This window comes from Bianquea renquensis (genome assembly GCF_014384895.1).
GTDB classification, from domain to species: domain Bacteria; phylum Bacillota; class Clostridia; order Lachnospirales; family Bianqueaceae; genus Bianquea; species Bianquea renquensis.
The window spans coordinates 108,905-134,556 of sequence record NZ_JACRSQ010000007.1; the positions used below are offsets into that span (position 1 = coordinate 108,905).

Genomic DNA, 25,652 nt, shown 5'->3' on the forward strand with positions numbered 1-25,652 from the left:
CCTACATGGCCCCCTTCTCTTCATAGCAGACGCCGGTCTCCGCCAGGCGCATCACTCCACATCCCGAGCATGACTGCCTACAGTGTGGTGTCACGCGCTCCTCCTGCGCTTCCTCATACTGCCGGTAAAGAAACTCCTTGGTTACGCCGATGTCGATGTGGTCCCACGGCAAAATCTCATCCTTCGCCCGCTCCCTCTGGTTATAATACTCCAGTTCAATTCCGCACTCTTCGATGGCTTCCCGCCATGAGTCTTCTAAGAACATATCCGACCAGCTATCGAAGCGACACCCCTTCTCAAAAGCACGGCGGATTAAGGCGGATGTCCTCCTGTCGCCACGGGCCATTAATCCCTCTAAGGTGCTTAAGAATGCATCGTGGCAGTTATATTGAATCTTGCGGTTCTTAATCTTTCCCTGCAAAAATTGCTGCTTGTCCATGTACTCTTCATAGCTGGACTGCCGGCACCACTGAAAGGGCGTAAAAGCCTTCGGCACAAAAAATGAGGTGCTGACTGTAATGCGGACATCCCTGGAGCGGACATCCTTTGGCGTCCCAAAATAAGCATTTAATACGCGGCTGGCAAGGCTGGAGATTCCCTCCACATCCGCCTCCGTCTCCGTCGGCAAGCCTAGCATAAAATATAATTTGACCTTATCCCAGCCCCCAGAAAAGGCAAGTGCCACCCCGTTCAAAATCTCCTCCTCCTCTAACCCTTTGTTGATCACATTTCGAAGGCGCTGCGTTCCCGCCTCCGGTGCAAAGGTGAGGCCGCTCTTTTTTCCCTGGGCCAACTCTTCCATCAGGGAGAGGGAAAACGCGTCCACTCGAAGGGATGGAAGGGACACATTGACATGGGGATGTCTGCGGTGGAGCTCTTCAACCAACGCATACAGGTCAGGATAGTCATTGGAACTCAACGAGGTTAAGGAGAGTTCATCGTAGCCGGTATTGGCTAAAATCGCATCCGCCAGCTCCAAAATTTTCTCTTTGCTGCGCATTCGAACCGGCCGGTAGACCATCCCCGCCTGACAGAAACGGCAACCGCGGATGCAGCCGCGAAAGATTTCGACGACACCTCGGTCATGAACTGTCTGAAGATATGGGACTAAAGGTTTTGTGGGGTATTCCGCCTCATCCATGGAGGAGACCAGTACTTTCTGGATTTTGGCGGGCGCCTTCGCATTCACCGCCGTGATGGAAGCAATCGTGCCCGTATGCTGGCATCCAGCCGCCGGCTCGTCGTGATACTGCACATCGTAAAAGCTGGGGATGTAAATCCCGGGAATCCCAGCAATGCTCTCCAAAAACTCTTGTTTCGACTTTCCTCCTCGCTTGTGGAGACCATAGGCATCGAATATCTGGTGGAAGACCGCCTCCCCCTCGCCAAAGTAAAAAAAGTCGATAAACGGAGCCAACGGTTCTGGATTGTAGGCCGTTGGGCCGCCGGCGCATATGATGGGAAAGTGTTCATCCCGCTCCTTGGACTCTAGGGGGATTCCGCCTAAATTCAGCATATTGAGAATATTGGTAAAGGACATTTCATACTGCAAAGTGAATCCGACAAAATCAAAATCGGAAAGAGGAGCGTAGGACTCCAGGGAGAATAGCGGAATATGATTCTGGCGCATCTGCTCCTCCATATCCGTCCACGGGGCAAATACCCTTTCACAGTAGACATCCTCACGCCTATTAAATTCATGGTATAAGACCTGCATTCCTAGATGGGACATCCCCACCTCATAGACATCGGGAAACGAAAATGCAAAGTGAATATCCACTTGATCCGGATCCTTCATGACAATATTGACTTCCCCGCCCACATAGCGGGCAGGCTTCTCCACTTTTCGCAGTATTTCATCGCTCAAGGCTACTTTACGCATAATACGTGTCTTATTTCTCCTCTCTTGGAAGTTCTCCAATACTTCCGCCTATAACGAGTATCATAACACAATCTAATTTTGCCGTCAACAAAACAGTACTGTGTTCCCATGGCAACACGGACCGCGGGTTCCCCTTCTCCCCTACTGCCTAATGTTCAGATCACGGCCATAGACTCTTCCAAACCTCGACAAAGTCTGTCTCTCTCCACAGGGACGCAATATCCTCCCATGTCCAGTTGACGGTTACATTTCGCTGGATCTGCGCCAACAAATCTTGGCTATTGGAGGGACCTAGCTCTTTGCAACAATAGATTCCAAATAGAATCACGGCTACGCCGATAATCTGATTGACACTGCACAGGCTCGGCCCGCGTTTGTGCTCGGCTGCCGCCACATCCCTGCCATACCGGCGGCTTCGCATCCCTCTGGATGCGTATACCCTCTGGCGCGCCATCCGATGCGCCTCGGGATCATACCGGCGTGAGCGGACTTGTGCCGTGCCCTTCTCCCCGTCCGCCTGGGGCGGCAACACCTGTTCTTGAGAAAACCAGTTATCCAGAGGTTTTTCCGATACAACGGGAAAGCTCTGGGACTGAAGTGGCGCTTGCACTGGCTCCAGCACATTCGGCGTCTGCTCTGCGGGAAGCGCCGCCTTCTTCTCATCTCGAATCACAAAAAAATTCATGCCGTTGACTTGCGGATTTCGCTCCTTCTGCATCGTGATCCTCCTCGCCTATTGGATGTCCATGGGCTTCTCCAAATTTAAACTTTAAGGGAAGCTCATACTAATCCATATGCGAGTTCACACGCTTGTATGCCCCTAGAAAAGACAAAGAATTCGCTCCCTGTGACATTTTCCTATGGGATGAAAAAAAGACCCTCACAGGTCCTTTTCTCACTTGTATAGATTTCTCCACTCCAAGTCCCCTCGATCCAGAGCCATGATCAGCAGCTCAGCCGTGGCCAGGTTTGTCGCGATCGGTATATTATGCGTATCGCACAGGCGGATGATGGAAGCGGGGTCCGGCTCATGGGGCTTTCCCGTCAACGGGTCGCGCAAAAAGATCACCATGTCGATATCATTGTGTGCGATCTGCGCTCCCAGCTGTTGTTCACCGCCCAAATGCCCTGCCAAATACTTATGAATATGGAGATTGGTCACTTCTTCGATTAATCGACCGGTCGTCCCAGTGGCATACAGCGTATGCTTATTTAAGATATGCCGGTAGGCAATGCAGAAGTTCTGCATGAGTTTCTTCTTATTGTCGTGGGCAATCAAACCTATATTCATAACCTTCACCTCCTGGATTTATTTTTTTTCGTCTCGCTATGCACCTTTAAAACCAATCCGATTCCCATCATACTGCCAGTCAGTGAACTCAAACCATAGCTGATAAAGGGAAGCGGCAATCCGGTATTGGGAAGCAACGCGGTTGTAACGCCTATATGGATCGCCGACTGCACAGCGATCATGGTGGCAACTCCTGTGCAGAGAAGCTTGCCGAAAAGATCCTGAGCGCGTCTCGCAACCCACAATATCTTGAGTACAATCAGAACAATCATGAGGATGACAAAACATGCACCGACAAATCCCAATTCTTCACCGATGACTCCAAAGATAAAGTCCGTCGTCGCCACCGGAATATCCTGCCCCTCAAACAACCCGACCCCGCGGAGACCGCCAGATCCGATGGCATACTTTGAAGTCAAGGTTTGAAATGCCAAGTCAAGACGGTACGACTCAGGATCCAGCCAAGCTCGAATACGGTTGACTTGATATTTCCCCAAAAACGTAAGGGCAAATTTGGGTGTCTCGCTCGTGGCATCCTGGATGATAAAAAACGCCGCCACGCCGATGATCAGCACACCTGGAATAATATATCGCCATCCAAGCCTTGCAACGAAAAGTGCCGATAAGGCTATGGTGATCGTCACAATGGAGACGGAGAGACTGGGTTCCTTCATGATCAGGATAACCGGTATCCCCACCAGCACCAGTGCGCCGGCCACAACGGCCACGTTATTGATTCGTTCCTGGAACTTATCCAAATACCACGCGAAGAGCAAAATCAACCCGATCTTTGCATATTCGGAGGGCTGGAGCGTGAATCCGCCTGGGAGTTGAATCCACCGGCGGACATCCTCACCATCCGAATCGACGCCGACGCCAATCTTTAAAACTAACACCAACAGCCCTAAAATGACGACATACGCGGGAATGGCAAGCACCTTCAGAACATCGTAATTCAGCAGAACAATCAAAACAATGGCGACCAAGCCGATTCCGTAACCGAGGAGCTGCTTGATCATCAGCTTCATCCCTTCATCCTTTAGATTGAAGGTCTCCCGGCTGAAAACCCATCCATCCGCGCTCCCGATCATTATCGTGCCAAATCCGACCAAAAGGGTTACAAGTATCAGCAATGTGAAGTCAAGATTTTTGAGATTGTCTCTCTCAAACATAAGTATAACCCCTTCTTATATCTTTTTCAAGTGAATTTTTTCAAAAAAGTAATATATTTTCCGCAAATCCTTGAAACGGGAGACGGATTTTGTCTAAATCTTCTTGCAGTCCACAGGTCAAATCGGATCTATCGCATCAATCTGTGGAAAAAACTCTGAGACAAATACTCCAATCATTCACCGGATAAATCCAAGTCATAATAAGCAGCGATAACATCGCGGAATGCCGGTGTTGCATTGGTGGAACCGCCGCCATAAGGAATGACGATCGTGGCCACGATTTCTGGATTCTCATAGCTGGCAAATCCTGTGAAAAGAGAATGGTCCGGCCGGTTATCAGACTCCTGCGCTGTTCCAGTCTTGCCAGCCGTAGTGATCCCCTGCTCTTCCAACACACTGAGAACTCGTTTGGAACTGTCGGTGCTGACCAGACGCATTCCCTCCCTGACTAGGGCTAAGTTCTCTTGCGATACGTCAGCCACATTATCGACCACCGGCTCTGTTTTCGAGAGAACCTCACCGGATGCCGTTTGGACTCGATCCACCAAATACAGATTATACACTGTACCGCCGTTGGCGAGTGTACAGGTGTACCGATTGATGTTCGCCGTGGTGTACGAATGTGTGCCCTGCCCAATGGCGGAACGGACAGCATCCAGAGTGGAGACCGTCGGCGTGGCCTCCGCCAGCTCAATATTCGTCTTCGTCGCCAACCCCAGCATGGTTGCGTAGGTATCCAGCTTCTCATACCCCACAGCATCTTTAAAGGCGCCAGTGAGAGGATCCGGATCCGATAGGCGATATCCCAGATCATAGAAAAAATAGTTGCAGGACACGTCGAGACCTCGGACAACGTTGACGAGCCCGTGACTGTTCCGACTCCAACACACAGGTTTTTGGACACTATTGACATTGGGATATTGGTATCGGTCGTACACAGTATAATCTTCATCGATATAGCCAAGCTCAAGCCCTGCTAAGGCGGTGACCATTTTGAAAGTTGAGCCGGGGGCCCTCGTCTCTGTCAGCGCCCGAAAGGTCAGAGGGCTGGATTTATCCTCCGCGATCTTCGAGTAATACGACCAGCTGTTCATAACCAGATTGTTGTCGTAGCTCGGATAGCTGACCATGGCCAGCACCTCCCCTGAATTGCAATCCGTTATCACGATCGAGCCGCTGCACGGATCGAGATTCAGCTGTGCTGGGGTGATCTCATCATTGCTGATCTTTTGTTTGACGTTGGCTAACATTGACGATTGGGACATACGGGCATTCTGCATTTGGTCTAGGCTTCCATCCTCATTGCTGAGATATCCTAAATCGTACAGCAGCATCATAAAATCAGCATCCGAGAACTGATTGTTCTTTAGAATATAGGTATACACCGTCTTTTTAAATTCCGGATTGGTCCTCGCATACTCGATTTCCTCGTTCACGATCGTCTCCAGAATCAGATCCATATTCTCTTCTTTTCCAAGATTGTAATACTCACGGTCAATATAATCGTTCTGCACACAGTACTCTAAAAATTCACGGGCCGTTTTGTTTCCCTCATATGAATAGCTGACATAAAACTTACTGTTGGCATCCCGGTATGCGGAAGACAGCGTCTTCTTGCGGTCACGCATCCCTTCGATGATGACATTATAATAGGACGTAATTTCATCGGAATAATCCCCTGTCACCGTGTCCGAATTCAGCAGCAGATCGCGCATGGTCTCGAGAATTCCTTCTGCCTTGCTGTCATACAGCGCTTTCAAATTCGCGGCGTATGAGCTCTCGCTGGTTTCCACGTCGGCAATGGCGACAAAGCTGTTATCGATCATGGCACAGTAGATGTCCTCCAGAGAATAGGTTTTATTCTCCACGTACACTCCCGTGATTTTGTCCAGAAGCAAGCTTTTAATCTGGTTATACAGGATATCGTAGCATTTCTCCTGCAAATCCCGGTCAATGGTGATAAAAAGATCATTGCCGCGGGTCGCCTCCTTTACCACCGTCTCGCTGATGCGCTGGTTGGTCTTCCCATCCAGCTCGATATTCACGATTCCGTTTTCGCCGCGCAACTCGGATTCATATACGCTCTCGAGTCCCGTCTTACCGATCAGATCCTTTTCATCGTAGCCCTGCTGCTGGAGCTCTTCCAGCTGCTCCTTATCGGAGATACGGCCGACATAACCGAGAATATGGGCAAACAATTCCTTCTCGGGATAGACCCTGGAATAGACGGTCTCCACTGTGAATCCGGGAAAATCACCGCGCATCTCTTGGATTGAGACTTCGGTCCCCTGACTTATGTTCGATGCGATGAGAAGAGACGTCTTTCCATCCCATTTTTCGACGAAAATCGCGTGGCGGAACGCCAAAATCTGAAGGGCCGCCTCCGTTGTATAGGAAGGATCTACGGTATAGGTTGTATCCCGCATATACCAGTAGACCTCCTCCGCGCTGGCATTCCACTGCTCCTCTGTCAAGTCTTTCCGGCTTGTGTTATAGACTTCGGCCAAAAAATTGCCGAGGGCCGTCTTGCGGTTTGGATCGAGGTAGGAATCCGTAAAGCGAAAGCCATTGTCATTGTCATAGAGAATGGGAAACTCCACATCCAGGGACAGCGAATCTCCATTGTTCTCCAGAATCTCCATAAGGTGCCAATAGGCCTCATTCAAGCCATCAGAGGATGTGTCCAGCTGAAAGTAAAGGGATTGGGCTTTCTCATTGACCGCAAGGGGTCTGCCGTATCGGTCATAGATATTACCTCTGACCCCCTGAATCGTAGCCGTATCCTCTGTATTTTTATAAATCTTTTCTTTATACAGGTCCGCATCCAATATCTGAATCTGATATAGCGCCCGCCCTAAATATAGGAACAGCGCCATAAATAACACGGTCAACAAAAAAATGCGATTCAGTACAAATTTTCCAATGGATCGTATGATATTTTTCAAGCGCATATCCATTCCTTTCTAAAATGCCCGCCGACAAATTTTGTCAGCGGGATGAACTGCGTGCCTGCATCCTTTGTTCTAGCAACCTGATTCTGCCATCGATCCAAAATAGAATCCGATAGCAGGGCAGCGCAAAAATCGCAGTATAGACCAGTTCCGGTATGATGATTCTCTGGAGATACAGCAAAAAGCGCGTATCCCCTGGGAGCAGATACAAAAAGAAATAACATACCAAGCTATAGAGCAAGTCCCCTGCTGCCAGCAAAAATAGCGGCAAAATATAGTTTTCCTTGTAAAAGTCTTTGTTGAAATACCCGCTCAGGTGTCCGATGTAATAGTACAGAAGGCCGGTAAAACCCGCGGTATGAAAAAAGAGGAAATCTTGAGTCAGGCCGATAAATAGTCCTAACCCCCGCCCTCTCTTTTTCCCCTCCAGAATGCCATAGCTCACAATCAAAATCAGAGATAGATTGGGGATCACACCGCGAATCTCAATGGCGTGACAGACGGTGGACTGCGCGAAGACGCACAACAGGGAGAGCAAACCCATCATGAGAATTCTCATTCCCCCGATCCCTCCAACTCTTCCTTCATCTGGTCCTTCCAGAGTTCCGTGATAACAAGAACATAGTTCAGATTTTTCATGTCCACAGCGGGTTCCAGATAGGCTTCACTGTTCAGTCCATCCCCGATCTCCTGAATTTTGATCACCGTACCGATCCGCAGCCCAGGCGGATAGATCTCCCCCAACGCCGAGGTCACGATCTCATCTCCGATGGCGATGTCCACATCCTCCGTCGTAAACTGAATCCGGCAAAGCCCACTGCTGGACACATCGTCAATACCCTGAACTCCCACCTTGTCCCTCGGGCTTCGGTTGACTTCGCCATAGACAAAACTGTCGGGATTCACGATGGCCGTCACCCGGGAATAGTTCTCAAACACTTCGCTGATATGCCCAACCAGCCCGTTTCCCGCCAGAACAGGCATATATTTTTGAAGTCCATCCTTTGAACCCTTATCGATGATGAACACATCGTACCAATTGCTGGGTGACAGACTGACGATCTGGGCCCCAGTTTTAGGGTAATTCTCGTAGTAATTGTCCAACTTATACAGTTCCTGCAATTCCTCCAGCTTCGCGGCGTCATTTTTGAGGATGGTGTTCTCGTACATGTACCGGTCGATTTCCGCTTGCAGCTTTTCATTATCTTCTTCCAACGATTTGAGACGCTTGGCCGTTGTCATCAGTCCGGAGAACCAATCTTCAACTGCCAGGTACGCTTTCTGAAAGGGCGCCGCCACATACCCGAACACCGCATTGATCGGTTTGATATTTTGTCCCAGCACAAAGGTTACAGTGATGAGTGCGAGACAGAGAAGTGTAACGCCAATCATACGGTATTTGGTGGATACCTGCATCTTCTTGCGATCCCGCATTGGTTTAATGGGGCGCAGCGGATCGAGAGGATTTCTCTTCGACCTCTTTTTTGCCATCAACAACCCTCCTGTTTATCACCGCCAGCGGCTGTGTTTACCTTTCTGAAATCCATTTACCGGTTGCGCTTCGGCGGCAGCAACACATTTTTCAGGTGATCCACGTCGTCCAGAACGATGCCTGTTCCGTTGGCGACGCAGTCCAAAGGATTTTCTGCGATTTTTACGCTCATGCCCGTTTCCTGGTGAATGATGGCGTCCAATCCCTTTAGCAGGGCGCCGCCTCCGGTCAATGTAATTCCTGTCTCCATAATATCCGCCGAAAGCTCAGGTGGCGTTTTTTCAAGGGTATATTTGATCGCGTCGATCATCGCCATGACCGGTTCCTTGATCGCCTGCGCCACCTGGATGTTGGTAATCTCCACAACCTTGGGCAGTCCCGTCACAAGATCGCGCCCTTTGATATTCATGACTTCCTCGGGGGTGAACTCGTCGACGTAGGCAGTGCCAATATTCATTTTAATCTGTTCCGCAGTGCGCTCTCCGATCATGAGGTTGAATTCCTTTTTGACAAAGTTGACAATATATTCATCCAGACTGTCACCAGCTGTCCGCAGGGAGCGGCTGGTCACAATACCGCCCAGGGAGATGACAGCCACCTCTGTGGTGCCGCCACCGATATCCACCACCATGCTTCCCATGGCCTCCTCCACAGGAAGTCCGGCTCCGATGGCTGCCGCCATAGGCTCCTCAATGAGAAATGTCCCTTTCTCGCTGGACCCCGCTTGAATGGAGACATCCACAATCGCCCGCCGTTCCACCTCCGTAACACCGTAGGGGATACAGATGACGATTCGAGGCTTGCCGCCGATTCCTTTTTTGATGACCCGCCGGATGAAATACTGCAACATCGCTTTTGTCGTAGTGAAATCTGCGATCACTCCATCCTTCATCGGGCGCACGGCCACGATATTCCCGGGTGTGCGGCCAATCATCCGCTTCGCTTCCTCCCCCACCGCCATAACTTCTTTTGTCGTTGTATTGAAGGCCACTACCGATGGCTCGTTGATAATGATTCCCTCGCCGCGCAGGTATACCAGTGTATTGGCGGTTCCCAGATCGATCCCCAAATCTTTTGAAAATATCATTGAATAAGCTCCCTCCTGGATGTATTACGTAATATACCCTTCTTCTCTCATAGAAAAGTATTTTCCATTGCCGATGATGATGTGATCCCACAATTGGATTTCCAGCAAAGTGCCACATTCTCTAAGCCGTTTCGTCGCGATAATATCGGACCGGCTGGGTCTCGGGTCTCCGCTGGGATGATTGTGAAGCATGATCAGGCTGACAGCCTCCTGCTTTAGAGCGGCTAAAAAGATATCTCGAGCGCTAATGATGGAAAAATTAACGGTACCAAGTGAAATATCCTGCGCGGTTATGATTTCATTGCGCCCATTCAAAAAGACAGCTTTCACCACCTCTTTGCTCAGAAAGCGCATCTGCTGCATGTACAGGGCAGCTACGCTCTCCGGGTTGGCCGCGCAGAAGCGTTCCCGCGCCTGCGACGCCGCGATTCTAGCCGAAATCTCCAAAAGGGCCTTTAGTTGAATGACTTTGACTCTGCCCAATCCCCGAAAGCGATACAGCCGGTCTGAACTCATGCGAAGCAAGTCGGAGAGAGGCTGACCCGATTCCTGCTCCTGCTCTGCATACGCCAACAGTCGTTTTGCCAGGTCTGTCACCTTTTCACCGCAAGCACCGCTCTTCAAAATGATGGCCAAAAGTTCAGCGTCAGTCAACTGCGAGGCGCCCAGCGTCTCCAATTTCTCATACGGCCGTTCCGACAAAGGCAATTCTTTCATTGTCAGTGGTTTATTCGAGTTCATACTAAGACTCATCCTTTCCCCATTGATCTGAAAGCATGACCTCAGCTGTGCCCCTTCGCTTCCCCTGGATGGACAAATGTGCAAAGGCCCTCAGGCCCCCATGTACCAGCGTAGACTGCGTCCTGTGCTCTGAAGGGTCTGTTCCAGCTTATATAAGGGAAGCCCCACCACATTCCAATAGTCCCCCTGGATTCTATCGACCAAAAGCGCACCCTTTCCTTGAATTCCATATGCCCCTGCCTTGTCCATCGGCTCGCCAGTCGCCACGTACCATTCCAGAAGCTCGTCCGGCACCATGGCCATGGAAACCTCCGTCCGTTCATAGGCCTGGATATATGTAGTATTCACAGGAAAACAAAGGGTTATACCTGTATAGACATGATGAATCCTGCCTCGAAGCGCTTTTAACATCGAAAGCGCCTCTTCTCCGTTTGACGGTTTACCCAAAATCTTGTTTTCAACGGCGACGACGGTATCCGCGCCCAGGACAACCGCCCTGTCCCCTATGTTTTTAGCGACGGCATCCGCCTTTCGCCAGGACAGCTCCATGACCACTCTGTCCGGTGCCGCTCCCTCCACAAAGCTCTCCACGATGCCGGCTTCCTGGACGCGGAACTTCACTTGCAGCCGCTCCAAAAGCTCCCGGCGCCTCGGAGAACCGGAGGCCAAAACAAACGTCTCCACAGACTCGCCTCACATCTTGCGGTGGACCAGAACCGCGATGAAGATTCCTAAAATGGACGCGATGTTGATCTTGATTTGCAGGCCAAATGTCAGCTGAAGGATGCCAAGATTCAATGTCATCGTATCCACGCCGAAGGACTTTCCGTACGCCAGCCAGCGCCCGAAATCATATGAGCCCAGCCATTCGCCCAGAAAACCGCCTAGCACAATTCCTGCCAAGATAAACAAAAAAAGTGTCCAATTGTTTTTACCACGTATCGCCAAAAGTATCCTCCGTTCACAGCAGATAGGATGGATTCGACACTCTGGTTTTCCAGATTGTGCTGTCTGCCAGAGCCTCATCACTACTCATCCGCCTTATTTTATCACAGTTTTTTCCTTTTGTATACACCCTCATCAGGATTTCATATTTATTTAAAATTTGTAAGATTCTCTTCAATCGATGGGTAGCTGTTCAAATTCTTTCCGCAAAGATCGGACCGGCGGTGTCGAGAGGTGATCCGCCGCCGACATTTCTCCTACCATCAGGTAGGAGGATGGCCTGTGGAGGGAACTGTTCTTTTGAACAGTCCTCTCGTTGTAATTCGCATAGCAATACACGCAGCCATTCCGGCAGGTATTATAAGCGCCTATATCAATGCTGCGGCAACATCCGCAATATTCGCGCTGTCCAGCATCCGGTTCTGTTTTTAGAGGATAGCCGCACACAGCCTCCAAGATGCCCGGATCAATACAGGAAGCCGGCCTAATGCCGTAGGAAGAAAAATCATGCTTTTCTGCGCAGGCCTTCAAAGGCAAGTCAAAGGATGAGGCGATCTCGGCAAATCCCTTAGCCAGCCGCTCCTGTTCCTGAAATGTAGGCTCTCGAAGGATTCCTCGCTGAAAAGGGCCCGTCAGCTTATCGTAGGAATCGACGAAGCTTATGGTACATTGGCACGTATGTGCCGCCAATTGACGGCATAGGCGTTCAAACTGGTTCAAATGATAGGAAATATCAAGCCCCTTATTCAGAACGATGGGATCATAGCGCCATAGAACTCGTTTAGGGCCCAATCTGTCGCTTAAGCGAAGAAACGTATGGAGTATCTCAGGTTTGGGCCGCAAATTTCGCTCGAGCTCTCTGCCGTAAGGCGTCAGTGTGAACTGAAAAAGATACCGGTACCCCATGGAGTCAATCTCGTCCAGTTTATCCATCAGATTCGCCGGGTCCTTTGTCCAAAACACAATACAGTCCACCACTTCCGGTGAGAGCGCAATTCCCGTTACCTGGGATGGGTTGACAGGATTGCGGGTCAACACCAGTCCCTCCCGAAGGCGGCGAAGAAACCATTCAGAATAAAAGGACGGTAGATCCGTCCTTCTGCTTGCACTGATGATCATACCGAAATGCCTCGCTTCAAAGCTCTAACGTCACGGTTCGACCGCTGTGGGGAAGCTGCCGGTATGCAACGCCCGCCATATCCAACATCCGTTTTGAAGCTATGTACGGAGGCATATCCGCGTATTTGTCACACTGGTAGATCACCTCTTTGATTCCGCTCTGGATAATCGCTTTCGCGCAGTCATTGCAGGGGAATAGGGATACATAGAGCTTCGCGCCTTGCAGGGATGCCCCAGCGTTGTTCAAAATCGCGTTCAGCTCCGCGTGGCAGACATACATGTATTTCGTCTGCAAAGGGTTTTCATTCTCTCGATCCCAAGGCATCTCATCGTCACTGCAACCTGTGGGCATTCCATTGTAACCGATGGAAAGGATTTTATTCTTCTGACTCACAATACACGCGCCGACCTGGGTGCCTGGGTCCTTACTCCGAAGGCCCGCCAATAAGGCGATTCCCATGAAATACTCGTCCCAGGATAAGTAATCCGTTCGTTTCATACCTACCTCCATTCCGCCGCCCCAACGGCATTGAATTCCACAATTGTTGTTTCAGCCTCTTTTCTTTGCTACCCAATATTGTAGCATAGCCTTTCCATTTTTGCAACGTTTAGTTTCGGAATACCAGGCCTCTACTGCGGTGCTCCGCCTACCTCTCGCCGCTCTGGCGGTACTCCCCAACCAATAGCTCCGTAACAAGGCCGTAGCTTATAACACCAGGGCTGCCAGAGGCTTGCAGATAGGTGTTGTTGATCTGTGTCGATACCTCATTGACCTTGCCCTCAAACTTAGCCCACCATTGATTCGAATACCGGAATTCCCCCTGAATCCTGGCATCCAATTGGGACATCAGCGTGTTATACAGATCCTGATCCGCCCGATACAGGGAATTGGATACATATCGGAGGGCACAGATATAACCGGAATACTGGACGTAGGGATCCGTATCCTGCATACAGACACAGAGGGCGATATAATTCGCTTCATCCTCCTTGGAAAAGCCCTTTTGGTGGGCCATCTCATGGGCTGCCGTAACGGGGATGTCAAAGGTGGGGATTGAAATATTGACGTTGGATTCACCGGTAAAGGGTATGTAAATGCCTGTAATCCCCGCGTAGGACATGCCAATCGAAGCCAAAACAGCCTTCGGCCGCGCGTTGATCCCTCCTAAAGGAAGTCCCATGGAATCCTGAACGGCTGAAAAACCAGAATAGGAATGTCGCAGCAGCGCGCGATTTCCCGCTTCCCTCGACATTCCCTCCTGATATCGCGAGTCCCCCTCCTCTGTATAGTAGATACAGTCGCACAGCTTGTTCGCCTGGGCCAGTAGCGGCATGGCTGTCTGATACAGTTCCTGCGCGGTAATATCCTCTGTATCGTAATCCAACATCGCCTCTAGGCTTCTGCGCCCGAACTGAATGACAAAGAGGGTTTGAAATAGAAAAAAGCCCCAGAAAACCAAACATAGCAGCAAAGCACCGTATCGTTTCCATTTTTTCAGACGGGGACGGATGCAGCATACAAGAAGGCCTATGGGGATCATGAGAATAAGGCAGTACAGAAGGATCTCGGCAACCGAAAAGGGAACAAGATTGGTGATAAAAGTAAGAGGCACCGTCAAAATGCGCGTGAGCCCCCTGGCAAAAAGATACTCAGCGGCCCATTCCGACTGTTTTGCCCAAAGAACGAGCAAAAAGCCAATGGACGGCAAAAAAACTCCTAAAATCCAGAATCGCATCCGCCTGTTTCCCTGACCGCTGCCCGTCTTTTTCATTGCGAATCCACTCCTCGTTCAAATCCATATATGTATAGTAAAATTATACCTCCGATCCCTTCCTTCTGTCAAATGCTAGTTGCTCCCGGCAACCTGGCAATCATTTCAAACAATGAGAGATGACTTTGCCAATGGCAATGTGAGACCTCTCCCACAGGTAAAAAAAGAGAACGGATGCAAAGAATGCATTCGCCCTCCTGACGCTCAACAGCCAAGACGGATGTATGGCATTAACAGATAGGCAGATACATGGCCATATACTGTATACCCTGATCAAAATAAACTTCCTCCAAGCAGGGAGATTCCTCACATGAAAAAAAGGAATAGCAATCGTCGGGTGTTTTGCAGCCCAAACGGTTTTCTATCTTATTTTCAAATGTCCATTTTAATAGAATTCGCTATCCGCTCTTAGCGGCTCTCCGTTTTGCTCTGTAAAACTGCTTATGTCAATGTTCTCCTCAACGTCTCCGAAAAGCATCACGTGGGCGTTTTCACCGTCCCATACGATTTTACGTATGAAGGTGCGAAGCGCTGCTCTTTTCTGTTCCACCGACATGGTATCAAACGATTTACTAAAGGAAACAAGCAAGTCTTTTAAAATTTCAAACTCGCTGTCCGAATAGCTGTATTGATTCGATACGCTTTCAATATCCGCAATCTGTTTTTGGATGCCGTCGTTTTTACGGTGCAGTTCATTGATTTGATTGGTGATGTAATCGAATGCCGCCATACCATCCGATTTAGCAAGAGCAGTCACCAGTGCATTGATTTGTTTTTCATTGTCCTGCCGTTCTTTTTGCAAATGAAGCAGACGTTCGTTAAAATCTTCTCTGTTGGCTTCAAATTCCCGTTTTACCGTGGATAAGCCTTTGATGAATGCGGAATGATTTTCGGACAGCAGTTTGATTTGCTCACAAACCATTCTGTCAAGCTCGTTTCCGTTTGGATTCTTGCCGTCGCAGTTTTGTCTGCGGCTTTTTTCTTTGGTCTGGCAAAGGTAGGAGTAGATTTGCTCTCCGTCCTTGTTCAATCGCTGAGACAATTTAGGACGCATAAAATCGCCGCATTTTCCGCAGAACAACAGTCCCGACAGCAACGCTACATTGCTTCTCGGCTTGTGATAGGATTTGGGCGATTTTGTTTTAGAGAAGCTTGCGCTTTTACCCAATCCCTGCCCGAAATCAGACCTTCATGTTTTCCTACCGCAATAATCCATTCGTTCATATCTTTAATCTGATTCGCCTTACCAGGTTTTTGAATGGTTTTGCTGTAAGCGATTACCCCATGTTTGCCGTCAAAATCCGATTTATCCGCATAGATTTCCACGCCCATGGATTCAAAATAATTCCATGCTTGCATATCGGCAATCATGTAAACGGGATTGGCTAAAATGGAACGGATGGAAAATCGGGTAAAATCCTTGCCGTTTTTGGTTTTGATATGGTTTTGAAGCAAATAGGTTTCCGTTTTGGTGAGTGAATTGGTTTCAAGAAATTTTTCAAAAATATCCTGCACAAGCTCGGCTTCGACTTTTACAATATCCAGCTTATACGCCTTGCGCTCTTTCCCGTCAACCGTTACGCCTCCTACAATCTGCGTACTTTTGTAACCTGTCGGCGTTGTACCGCCCAGCCATCTGCCAGATTTGGCAAGTTCGTGCATATTGTCTTTGATACGTTCAGCAATCGTTTCCCGCTCCATCTGAGCAAAGACGGTACACATACTTAGCATTGCTCTGCCGGACGGGGTTGAATCTGAAACAGACGAAATTTTGAAAATATCGCCGTAGCAGTAATACAATATGGTTTTTAGTAATCGTTCTCTAAGGTGGTTTTTATCATTGTTGTTTAAAATGATATTTAATAATTCAATGCAGTCTGGTGATTCATAGTTTAGTTTGTTTATAAAAGATATTGATGATTTGTCTAACGGAGTATTATCATAAACGGCAGTTATCTCTGGTGGTTTTCCCGTTATTACTTCGTCACAGGAAACCCCAAAGAAATCCGCAATTTTAACAAGTTCCTCAGCATAAAAAGGATATTCTCCGCTAAGCCGTTTGCAGTATGCGCTTGGCAAAATATTCAATTTTTTAGCAATATCTTTGTCTAATATAGCCTTATGCCTGCACGTTTCTCTAATGGATTTTTTTTCAAGTTGTTGATATTCTTTTTTATTTTTTCAGCAGAATATTTGTTTTCCATAATATGTTCCTCCCACTGATTTTAATTTCTCTACAATCAACTATAGTATAGCAAAACTCATATTGAAACGCAAGTCTAAATTGTTTCGAAATAAATTTTACGTGATATAATAAAGTCAGAAAAATGAAATGCGCATACGATTTTCTAAAACTAATAAAAATTTGGAGGAATAAAAATGGATATAAAAAATTATTCATGGATTTATAGGGATTTTAACGGTCAAATAAGGATTGACAGACAAAAGCTCTATTGTCACATGAAAGAACATCTAAAATTAAAGATTACTGACGCTGGCAATATCTATCTACTGAATGGTAACATTTATAAACGACTTTCAGAAAGAGAATTTAAAGCTCTTATAAAAGAATATCTGCCAGTAGAGTATCGACATGATAAGGACTGGGAAAGTATATGGAAAGAGTTTGCAACTGATTTTCCTGATGTAGAAGAAACGGATTTCAATTCAAATGAAAATATTGTTCCGTTTCAGAACGGCATTCTTCTGCTTGAATATATTGGGGCTATCCTCTCTAATGTAAAGGGGTGGAGATTTAAGAAACTTCTGATATTAGTAGGAGCTGGCAACACAGGCAAGACACAGTTACGAGAACTTACAATGAATTTGCTCGGCAGAGAAAATTGCATATCCATTGATATGAAGAAAATCAATGAAAGGTTTGGAGCAGCACAGTTATATCTAAAGCGACTTGCGGGAAGTGGTGATATGTCAACTGTGGAAATATCCGAAATGGCGGTTATCAAAAACCTTACGGGCGGAGATAGTCTTTTTGCCGAGTATAAAGGCAAAGACGGATTTTCTTTTCGATATGATGGACTGCTGTGGTTCAATGCGAACGCACTGCCACATTTCAGAGGTGATCGGGGAGAGCATGTATACTCTCGTTTTGTTATCATCTACTGTAACAATATAATACCAGACGAGGAGAGAGACCCAAGACTGTTAGATAAGCTGATGTCCGAAAAAGATGTCATAGCCAGTATAGCAATAGATTGCCTTAAAAATGCAATACAGCGAGGATATAAGTTCTCTGAAAGTTCTGAAATGATTGTTGCAAGAAAAGAGTACTCCATAGAGAACAATTCTCTTCTGACTTTCGTTAACGACTGTTGCGAATGCTACACAGTAGGGCATAAAACAAAACGGTCAGAGTTCAATCGGGTGTATAAGCTATGGTGTAATGCCAATCGCGTACTGCCTGAACGGGACCGAGAAATCGGAAAGCAGTTAAAAGAGTTCTTTGAAATTGAAGTACAAAAGAACAACGGACACTACTACTATCCGATAAAAATCAAAGACGAGGTGTTCAAGGAGTACGATAGTACAAACTATGCTTTGTCACAAATGGGAGCAAAATATAACAGTAATTGAATTGGGGCAAAAAGGGGCAAATATAATACATTCTAAAGTACGAAAACCAAACACAGTATAAAAAGTATAACATTTGCCCCTAACCGCCCCAAAATGAAAGAGAGGTTAAACTACATGAAATCAAACGATACATACTTTACTGACATTTACAAAAATGTTGATTCTACAACAGCAGAATTAAATTATACACGCAGAGTGCTACTGCAATTTGGTTATCTGAACGATGACGAAAACGAATTGCTACAATATGCCCTGCACCTACTATATGAAAAGATTGTTGCAGTAGGTGACGATATTCAAAGGTACAAGGAAGCAGAAACACTTGATTCTGAACTGCCTGAACCTTTGGAAGAGATTTTAACTTCGTTGGATATATAACATACCGTACAAGCAGTACGTCATATACTTTATAAGGAGAGGGGGCAGGTATTGCAGTGTGAATGTGATTATCCACTATCCCAAGATAAAGCAAGGGATTGAAGAACTTGAACGTAAAGTCGCTTCTGTTCATGTTGAGGCAGTAAGAAGTTACATAAAGCAATTACCTTGTCCCAAAGAGCAAAAGCTGGTGTTGCTGAAATCCGTTCAGGACGATTTGAAGAACGGCAAGTAGATACATAAAATTAGACGGTCAGGCTAATTAGGCTTGACCGTCTTTTTCTATATGGAGCTATCATCATTTAGACATTTTTTGATTTTGGCCATGTGATTTTTCGTTCCACGGGAGATTTTATCATGTTTTCCAAAAATTTTTTCAGAACGTTGGACATATGTTAGAAAGTTTCCATTACCTTGATGTGCCCCCTTTTGAGAATAAAGCATGTACAAATTTTTATTGCTTATACGTTTTTTGTTTTTGGTGTAGTGTTTTGATTTAACAATAAACCTTGCCTTTTTATACATTCTATAATAATATTTAGACAAAGTTTTATCCCTGATAGTAACAGTTTGACCATCAAAAGAGAATCCCAAGTAATTTAAAATGTTTTTTCCTTTTTCTACACCCTCTAAATATTCCGAACTTATATTGGTTAATCGACAGTTACTAAAATAATATAACTGTGTTTTTTCATCTTGCAATTCTAATCCGCTTGTATTTTTAATTAAGTTTTGTATCCACCGAAGTTGCTCGGCAAATTGACCGTTAGGAGTGTGAGAAAACACAGCAATGAAATCGTCACTATACCGCATATATAGTCCCGAGAATGTATCCACATATTCTCTAAACTCTTTATCAAAATCAAGCATATAAATATTTGATAAGACCGCACTTATCGGTGAACCTTGTGGGATTCCGTAAGACTGATTATGCGGAAGAACATTATCTATTTTATACTGTTTAAATTGTTGAGGTGTCAACACCTGCTCATAACTATTCAGTTTTTTAATGCCCGATCTGGAATCAGGAAGATTATTTAAAGACAAAAGACTTTCCAAGTTCCAAGTCGAATATTTAGTAATGTTTTTAAATATTGCGTAGTAATCACTTGGAAGCGAATTGCACTCTAATAAGTTGCATAATTGTCTTTTTAGATATTTGTGGTCGAGCCTATCAAAAAAATGTGTGAAGTCACCTACAACTATATAACATGGGGTATGACTGCGGATATAATCAAAAGCGATTTTAGAAAAGTGAACGTTGCTTTTATGTAAATCAGTGCGGTAAGCAACTGCGGAATCTGATATTTTATCAGCTATTACTCGCTGGTTATATTGTTCGTTTAGCAAATAAGCATAGTAAGCATAGATATAACGGTCTATGTGTGCCGCATAGCACAAATCTCTTGTTTTGGGCTTTACACCGTTTTTCTTGCTGTATTTATTAAATTTTTGCTGGTAATGAATGAAAGGATAAAAACCATGATGTTGAACCATGCTAGGAGTAGATATGTAATCCCAAACATATTTTAATGGTACTCTTTTATCAAAATGGGAATAATACTTTGGCGAGGCATTTTTGCTTTTCCATTCGCTTAGCTCCATAAATATTTCTCCTAAATAGCGCAATACCCACTAGTACGGAGGGTAGTGTTCCTCAGCTAGCAGGTATACTTTCAAACATGGTATTCACTTTTTTACCGAAGTAAACTTGTGTTGGAATGCCAACTACCCAAAATCGCCCAATCATAGATTATGTTATAATAATCTGGGAGGGAAGTCGAATCAACATTTACTTGTGTATATGGATTACAGTAAGCATCTTGCTGACCGACCGTCAAGCTTTCAAAGACATATCGAAAGAAATCTTTGCAAAGTTCTTGACAACAATCTCCAACACCTATACCCTTTTGTATAGGTCATCTCTATTATAGCGTGTCAGTTGCTTGTTGTCAATCATTTCTTGGTAAACTTTTCCCACGTCCCTTTCGTCACCCTCACTTTTCCGCTCTCCCACCTTTTCACGGCGCTGGCAGTAACGCCATGTATTTTTCCAAACTGATATTGCGTCATTCCCATGCTTTTACGAATCTTCCGTATCTATGCCTGTACTCATTTACTGCGCAGTTATGCGCGCTGTCCCTACTCTACCGCCGGCGCCGCCGGCTCTTCCTTATGTATAAATTTTCTTCGGACTACCAGATAACAGATTCCATGGACCGCCGCGGTGACAAACCATGAAACGGGATAGGAGATGTACAGCATCGGAAGCGTGGGGTCCATGGCAAACAGGGTATAGAGCCAAAGGATTCGAAGTCCACAGGCGCCAGCCAGGGAAACGATCATCGGCATAATCGAGTATCCCAATCCCCGCAGACTTCCAACCATAACCTCCATCACGCCGCACAGGAAATAGGGAACGCAGACATAGGCCATCCGCAACATCCCATAGTGAATGATCTCCGCATCCGTGGAATAGATCCTCAACAGCGTATTGCCCAGCAGATATGCGCCACCCCCCAGGGCAACGCCGATAACGGTCACCAGCGCCAGACTGAGCAGAAGAACCTTCTCAATCCGCTTATATTGTTTTGCGCCCAAATTCTGACTTGTAAAGCTGAGGGTCGTCTGATGCACCGCATTCATGGAGACATAGACAAATCCCTCAATATTGGAGGCCGCCGTATTTCCAGCCATGACAGTGGAGCCAAAAGAATTGATTGAGGATTGGATTAGAACATTGGATATCGAAAAAATTGCGCCCTGCATACCGGCTGGCAGACCGATTCTCACCATCTTCCCTAACTTGTCCATATGGATCCGCAGCTTTTTGAGATGCAGTTGATAGAGCCCTTGACTCCGAATCAGACAGTATACGATCAGCAGAGCGGATATGGCCTGGGAGATGATGGTCGCCGTTGCAACCCCTGCCACCCCCATAGAAAAGACGATAACAAAAATCAAATTCAAGACAACATTGATGACACCTGCGACAAGCAGAAAATATAGGGGGCGCTTCGTATCGCCCACAGCCCGAAGTATGGCGCTTCCAAAATTATACAACATATTGACCGGCATACCGATAAAGTATATCCGCATGTAGAGGGATGACTGCTCGATTACGTCGTCCGGTGTTCCCATCAGATGTAAAAGCGGCTCCGCCACAACGAGACCGATCACAACCAAAATCGCTCCGCCGATAACGCTAGCTAAGATCGACGTGTGGATTGTCTCGCTCAGATCCTCCCCCTGATGCGCCCCATAGTATCGGGCAACCAAAACGTTGGTTCCAACAGATAATCCGATGAATAGATTGACAATCAAATTGATTAGAGCTCCAGTGGAGCCGACGGCTGCCAGAGCCTGATTTCCGGCAAACTTCCCGACAACTATAATATCCGCCGCATTGAATAGAAGTTGCAAAATACTCGATACCATCAACGGCAGTGCGAAAAGAATCATTTTACCTAAAAGAGGCCCGCTGCACATATCCATTTCATACGATTTTTGTCCCACTTGTCATTCGATTCCTTTCTAAGATCAAATCGATTTTATATCGCATGCCTGTTATTCGCAGACGCTGATTTCTATATTATACGACTCCTTTCGACTTTTGGCAACCGCCAAACTATCCAATAACCTCCTCAAAATATCTGATAATTTGGAATCTTTACGAAGCTCTAAATTATCTCCAGGTAATCCCGGTCCGGCAGAGATGGGAATGTTGCATTGACCCGATCCTGATACCAGAATGCCACTGAGGATATATCATCCTGCAAGGGCAAATACCGGCCGCCGCTGCGCCAGCCCAGCGCCTGGATCGTGACACGGATATCCTCGTCAAAATAGACAGGATCACAGATATGCCAGCGATATAGGGAAAAACGCTGCTGCGATTGATAGGTTCCATCGGGCCGCTGAACCTTATGTAGGCCACTGTATGGCGTAGTGAACTCTGTGTACTGCCCTCCAATATCAAAGTTGTAGGCGCCACAAAAATAATCTTCCGTCCCTGTTCCGCAGATGGTTGGGTAGTCCGTATCGCCATCAAGATAGAACTTGATTTCCCCTTCCCCCCACCAACCATTATTGTTAACGCCCCAATAAAGATATGTCCCAACATACTGTCCTTTTCCGTGGACATCATCCAAAATCGTATACACCTCTTTATAGGGAAGCGGATTGACTCTTCGAAATTGAGCGTGGAAATAGGCGCAGTCCTCGGGCAGATCTGTGAGAATATAATCAATCTGATAAAAGACAGTAATGCGCTCTGTATAGATGTTCTCCAGCGTCATCCGGCAATGTTTGTGAAAAGGCATTTCCCAGTAGCAGTTGAAGGCTCCCTTTGGATTGACGCAGACCGCCAGCGAGGAATAGGGAACGCAGTGGCTGGAATCTGAGCTTCCGAAAAAATCACCCAGCGGCGTCTCGATGGACGGTTTATCATTTCCATCCCAATAGGTGCGGAGGATAAGGGTTCGATCCCTCTGCAGGGATTCTACAATCCAGATATGTTTGATAACCCCAGGACCTTCAATATCCGCCAACTCCGCCGTTTCTCCCGGTTCAATATGGATACAGGGCGATACTTTCCAGCCAACCCCCAGATCGCGGGCACTGCCAGTGCCCTCTTCGGGCACGGCCCTACCGCCGCCGCCCTTCTCCCCCTTAAAATTTTCCGCGCTGATCGACCTGGACTTCGCCGTGGAGAGCCGGGCAATATTGTGCAGTGAACTTCCCAAGCCATTTACCATTTCGTATTCCTCCTTCACAGTTTTCCTTTATTTTATACGGAACCCGTGGTATAATAAATACCATATTTTGTGCTGCTATTTATCAATTCTTGCAAAGAAGGAAGAAAGCTTCTGATGAATCTAAATGTGATCGCTCCCTATATCCGAGTGGCCATGCGCTCGAATCTTAAAGTCCCCTTTACCCTGCGGCAGCGAATTATTTTTGACTATGAGCTGATTCTGCTGGAGCAAGGCAGCTGGGATCTTACCGTAGATGGATGCCAGTATCGGTGTAACCCCTCCGACATTATTTTGCTGCGTCCGAATCAGCAGCATGAGATCCACAGCGTCGGAGACATTCCCATATCACAGCCCCATATTCACTTTGATATGTGGTATGACGAGTACAGCGAACAAGTGTATGTCTCCTACAAAAATCGGGATGGATTTACACCGGAGGAATTGCGGATGATCCGCCCAGATCTATTTCAGGGGGAAGCCCTGTCCACACCTCTGCTCCACATCCCAGACCTAGACTATTTTAAGTGGCTTTTTTTTGATATCCTTGACATTTTTGCGTCAAAAAAGAGTTTGTATCCCCTGGCCTACCGCGCGAAATTCATTCAACTTTTGCAGTATATCTTAAAAGAAAATCTGCCGGACATGGAACTTGATGAGGCCTCCTCGGATGTGTCAGATATCCGTTTTATCAAAGAGTACATCGACAACAACTGCGCCAATGCCATCTCCCTAGAATCTTTAGCGCTCCAATTTCATTACGATAAATATTATCTATCCAAAAAATTTCGAGCGACCTACGGCATACCGGTGATTCAATACTATCATCACGTTCGGGTGAACGCAGCTAAGGAGCTTCTCCTACAGACTCACTCTGTCACAAAAACAGCATTCCTCCTGTCGTTCCCGTCCATCTACGCCTTCAGCCGATTCTTCAAAACAATGACTGGCCTGTCTCCCGCCAGCTATATGAAAGCCCACGATGAATTTCGCCCTAACCCATAACAAAAGTCAAGGCACTATGCAGAAAACCGGAAGATACGGGATCTTCCGGTTACCACACTCAGCACAAGTTTCGTTCACAATCCTCAACACCGGGCAATGACGTTAGACGGACATTTCTCCATGCAAAGTCCACATTGAGTACACAGAGAGGCATCAATGCGGGCTACGTTTCCTTCCATGGCAATGGCTCCGGAGGGACAGGTTTTGACACACAAGGTGCAGCCAAGACATCCTGCCTGGCACAGCGCCTTCACGTCCCGGCCGCGGTCCTGTCCAGAACAGGCAACCCGCACTCTCTGGGATTGTGGGATCAGCCGTATAACATTTTTGGGACAGGCCGACACGCAAGCGCCGCATCCAACACATTTGGATTCGTCAACTTTCGCGATGCCATTCGTCACATGGACGGCATCGAATTGGCAGACATCAACGCAGCATCCAAAGCCCAAACAGCCATATTCACAGGATTTAGGGCCTTTGCCTGGAATCACGGAAGCCTCTATGCAACTTTTGATGCCGCTGTAGGCCAGCTTTTGATAGGCGACATCGAAGGTTCCACTGCACTGAACGAAGGCAACCATCTTCTCTTTTTGCGTCACCTCCACTCCCATAACCTGTGCCAACTGCGCTGATACAGACGCACCGCCAACAGGACATGCATCCAAGGAGGCGCTATCTTCCACAATCGCCCTGGCGTAGGCATCACAGCCGGCATACCCACAGCCGCCGCAGTTAGCACCTGGCAGACAGCCGCGAAGCTGCGGGATCCGTTCATCCTGCTTGACTGCAAATTTCTTTGCGGCGAAACCCAGGACGACTCCAAAAATCAATCCCAGCACTCCCAATATAAGAATCGGGATTAATACATTGACAAACATGACGCGACTCCCCTCCTATATCAGTCCCTGAAATCCCAGAAATGCAATCGCCATCAGCCCCGCTGTGATCAGCGCGATGGGAAAGCCCTCAAACGCCTTCAGAATCTTATTATGCTGCGTCCTCTCCCGGATACCGGCAAAGAGAACGATTCCCATGGTAAAGCCAATGGCGGCAGAAAATCCGCTGACAACACTCTCTAATAAGGTGTACTTTGACTGCATGTTGATCACGGCCACACCCAGCACCGCACAGTTCGTCGTGATCAGGGGCAGATACACTCCCAATGCCGAATACAGCGAAGGACTCACCTTTTGAATGACCATCTCCACAAACTGTACCAGGGATGCGATGACGAGAATGAAGGCGATGGTGTATAGATATTCTTTCTGCGTTGGCACTAAAATCCAGTTATACACCATATACGAAAACGCCGACGCCAGCGTCATGACAAAGGTGACAGCCATTCCCATTCCCAGCGCCGTCTCAATCTTTTTCGAAACGCCGAGAAAAGGGCAAATCCCTAAAAATCGGGATAACACAAAATTGTTGACAAAGACAGAGCTGACTATGATGACCAGTAATGTAGGCAT

The 25,652-nt window shown here is 47.1% G+C and carries 26 protein-coding genes; 4 read left to right on the forward strand and 22 right to left on the reverse strand.

The window, feature by feature from the left end; all coding sequences use genetic code 11:
* Nucleotide 1 precedes the first annotated feature (1 nt).
* The 16 genes from H8730_RS06565 to H8730_RS06640 form a co-directional block, all read right to left on the reverse strand.
* Nucleotides 2-1,882: a TIGR03960 family B12-binding radical SAM protein gene (locus H8730_RS06565; protein WP_177719773.1), complete on the reverse strand. Its 1,881-nt coding sequence runs from the start codon at nucleotides 1,880-1,882 to the stop codon at nucleotides 2-4.
* A gap of 160 nt (nucleotides 1,883-2,042) precedes the next feature.
* Nucleotides 2,043-2,600: a hypothetical protein gene (locus H8730_RS06570; protein WP_249289588.1), complete on the reverse strand. Its 558-nt coding sequence runs from the start codon at nucleotides 2,598-2,600 to the stop codon at nucleotides 2,043-2,045.
* A gap of 177 nt (nucleotides 2,601-2,777) precedes the next feature.
* On the reverse strand, nucleotides 2,778-3,173 hold the full coding sequence (gene mgsA, locus H8730_RS06575; protein ID WP_177720030.1) for a methylglyoxal synthase: 396 nt from the start codon (nucleotides 3,171-3,173) through the stop codon (nucleotides 2,778-2,780).
* Between the two features lie 5 nt (nucleotides 3,174-3,178).
* Nucleotides 3,179-4,345, reverse strand: coding sequence for an FtsW/RodA/SpoVE family cell cycle protein (locus H8730_RS06580; RefSeq protein ID WP_177720029.1), 1,167 nt, complete (start codon nucleotides 4,343-4,345; stop codon nucleotides 3,179-3,181).
* A gap of 173 nt (nucleotides 4,346-4,518) precedes the next feature.
* Complete coding sequence (locus H8730_RS06585) at nucleotides 4,519-7,296, reverse strand: penicillin-binding transpeptidase domain-containing protein (RefSeq protein ID WP_177720028.1); 2,778 nt, start codon at nucleotides 7,294-7,296, stop codon at nucleotides 4,519-4,521.
* 37 nt (nucleotides 7,297-7,333) lie between these two features.
* The gene (mreD, locus tag H8730_RS06590) at nucleotides 7,334-7,855 is read right to left on the reverse strand and encodes a rod shape-determining protein MreD (RefSeq protein ID WP_177720027.1); all 522 of its coding nucleotides are present in this window, start codon (nucleotides 7,853-7,855) and stop codon (nucleotides 7,334-7,336) included.
* Nucleotides 7,852-8,787 (reverse strand): rod shape-determining protein MreC, encoded by a 936-nt coding sequence (mreC, locus tag H8730_RS06595; RefSeq protein ID WP_177720026.1) that lies wholly within the window; start codon nucleotides 8,785-8,787, stop codon nucleotides 7,852-7,854. Before mreC ends, mreD begins: the two co-directional genes overlap by 4 nt.
* A gap of 56 nt (nucleotides 8,788-8,843) precedes the next feature.
* Nucleotides 8,844-9,875 carry a rod shape-determining protein gene (gene mreB / locus H8730_RS06600; protein ID WP_177720025.1) on the reverse strand — a complete coding sequence of 344 codons (1,032 nt, stop codon included), beginning with the start codon at nucleotides 9,873-9,875 and terminating at the stop codon, nucleotides 8,844-8,846.
* A 24-nt stretch (nucleotides 9,876-9,899) separates the two neighbouring features.
* A complete protein-coding gene (gene radC / locus H8730_RS06605; RefSeq protein ID WP_177720024.1) occupies nucleotides 9,900-10,616 on the reverse strand; it encodes a RadC family protein in 717 nt (238 codons plus the stop codon).
* Between the two features lie 90 nt (nucleotides 10,617-10,706).
* A complete protein-coding gene (locus tag H8730_RS06610; RefSeq protein WP_177720023.1) occupies nucleotides 10,707-11,300 on the reverse strand; it encodes a Maf family nucleotide pyrophosphatase in 594 nt (197 codons plus the stop codon).
* 9 nt (nucleotides 11,301-11,309) lie between these two features.
* Nucleotides 11,310-11,564, reverse strand: coding sequence for a DUF4321 domain-containing protein (locus H8730_RS06615; protein WP_283243881.1), 255 nt, complete (start codon nucleotides 11,562-11,564; stop codon nucleotides 11,310-11,312).
* A 171-nt stretch (nucleotides 11,565-11,735) separates the two neighbouring features.
* Nucleotides 11,736-12,680, reverse strand: a complete 945-nt coding sequence (locus tag H8730_RS06620; protein WP_249289589.1) for a DUF1848 domain-containing protein — start codon at nucleotides 12,678-12,680, stop codon at nucleotides 11,736-11,738.
* 16 nt (nucleotides 12,681-12,696) lie between these two features.
* Complete coding sequence (locus H8730_RS06625) at nucleotides 12,697-13,179, reverse strand: deoxycytidylate deaminase (RefSeq protein ID WP_249289590.1); 483 nt, start codon at nucleotides 13,177-13,179, stop codon at nucleotides 12,697-12,699.
* 148 nt (nucleotides 13,180-13,327) lie between these two features.
* Nucleotides 13,328-14,452, reverse strand: a complete 1,125-nt coding sequence (locus H8730_RS06630; protein ID WP_177720020.1) for a DUF3810 domain-containing protein — start codon at nucleotides 14,450-14,452, stop codon at nucleotides 13,328-13,330.
* A 385-nt stretch (nucleotides 14,453-14,837) separates the two neighbouring features.
* Nucleotides 14,838-15,620, reverse strand: a complete 783-nt coding sequence (locus tag H8730_RS06635) for a recombinase zinc ribbon domain-containing protein (RefSeq protein ID WP_346726562.1) — start codon at nucleotides 15,618-15,620, stop codon at nucleotides 14,838-14,840.
* Nucleotides 15,551-16,540 (reverse strand): recombinase family protein, encoded by a 990-nt coding sequence (locus H8730_RS06640; RefSeq protein ID WP_177720018.1) that lies wholly within the window; start codon nucleotides 16,538-16,540, stop codon nucleotides 15,551-15,553. Before H8730_RS06640 ends, H8730_RS06635 begins: the two co-directional genes overlap by 70 nt.
* 291 nt (nucleotides 16,541-16,831) lie before the next feature.
* Between H8730_RS06640 and H8730_RS06645 the strand changes: the two genes are divergently transcribed.
* The 3 genes from H8730_RS06645 to H8730_RS06655 all read left to right on the forward strand — a co-directional run bounded on the left by H8730_RS06645 (nucleotide 16,832) and on the right by H8730_RS06655 (nucleotide 18,659).
* Nucleotides 16,832-18,046 (forward strand): DNA primase family protein, encoded by a 1,215-nt coding sequence (locus tag H8730_RS06645; RefSeq protein WP_177720017.1) that lies wholly within the window; start codon nucleotides 16,832-16,834, stop codon nucleotides 18,044-18,046.
* 114 nt (nucleotides 18,047-18,160) lie between these two features.
* A complete protein-coding gene (locus H8730_RS06650; protein ID WP_177720016.1) occupies nucleotides 18,161-18,424 on the forward strand; it encodes a hypothetical protein in 264 nt (87 codons plus the stop codon).
* Nucleotides 18,425-18,482: 58 nt separating this feature from the next.
* Nucleotides 18,483-18,659, forward strand: a complete 177-nt coding sequence (locus H8730_RS06655) for a hypothetical protein (RefSeq protein ID WP_177720015.1) — start codon at nucleotides 18,483-18,485, stop codon at nucleotides 18,657-18,659.
* 47 nt (nucleotides 18,660-18,706) lie between these two features.
* Here the strand turns inward: H8730_RS06655 and H8730_RS06660 are convergent, their stop codons facing one another.
* The 4 genes from H8730_RS06660 to H8730_RS06670 form a co-directional block, all read right to left on the reverse strand.
* Nucleotides 18,707-20,029, reverse strand: a complete 1,323-nt coding sequence (locus tag H8730_RS06660) for a reverse transcriptase domain-containing protein (protein WP_177720014.1) — start codon at nucleotides 20,027-20,029, stop codon at nucleotides 18,707-18,709.
* A gap of 351 nt (nucleotides 20,030-20,380) precedes the next feature.
* On the reverse strand, nucleotides 20,381-20,524 hold the full coding sequence (locus tag H8730_RS18030; RefSeq protein ID WP_430385373.1) for a helix-turn-helix domain-containing protein: 144 nt from the start codon (nucleotides 20,522-20,524) through the stop codon (nucleotides 20,381-20,383).
* A 42-nt stretch (nucleotides 20,525-20,566) separates the two neighbouring features.
* The gene (locus tag H8730_RS06665; RefSeq protein WP_346726563.1) at nucleotides 20,567-21,940 is read right to left on the reverse strand and encodes an MATE family efflux transporter; all 1,374 of its coding nucleotides are present in this window, start codon (nucleotides 21,938-21,940) and stop codon (nucleotides 20,567-20,569) included.
* A gap of 164 nt (nucleotides 21,941-22,104) precedes the next feature.
* Entirely contained in the window at nucleotides 22,105-23,181 is a 1,077-nt protein-coding gene (locus tag H8730_RS06670) for a glycoside hydrolase family 172 protein (protein WP_249289592.1), read from the reverse strand.
* 114 nt (nucleotides 23,182-23,295) lie between these two features.
* On the opposite strand from H8730_RS06670, the gene H8730_RS06675 reads away from it, so the two are divergent.
* On the forward strand, nucleotides 23,296-24,183 hold the full coding sequence (locus tag H8730_RS06675) for an AraC family transcriptional regulator (RefSeq protein ID WP_177713678.1): 888 nt from the start codon (nucleotides 23,296-23,298) through the stop codon (nucleotides 24,181-24,183).
* Between the two features lie 83 nt (nucleotides 24,184-24,266).
* On the opposite strand, the gene rnfB is transcribed toward H8730_RS06675, so the two are convergent.
* A complete protein-coding gene (gene rnfB, locus H8730_RS06680; RefSeq protein WP_177713677.1) occupies nucleotides 24,267-25,061 on the reverse strand; it encodes an RnfABCDGE type electron transport complex subunit B in 795 nt (264 codons plus the stop codon).
* 15 nt (nucleotides 25,062-25,076) lie between these two features.
* Entirely contained in the window at nucleotides 25,077-25,652 is a 576-nt protein-coding gene (gene rsxA, locus H8730_RS06685; RefSeq protein ID WP_177713676.1) for an electron transport complex subunit RsxA, read from the reverse strand.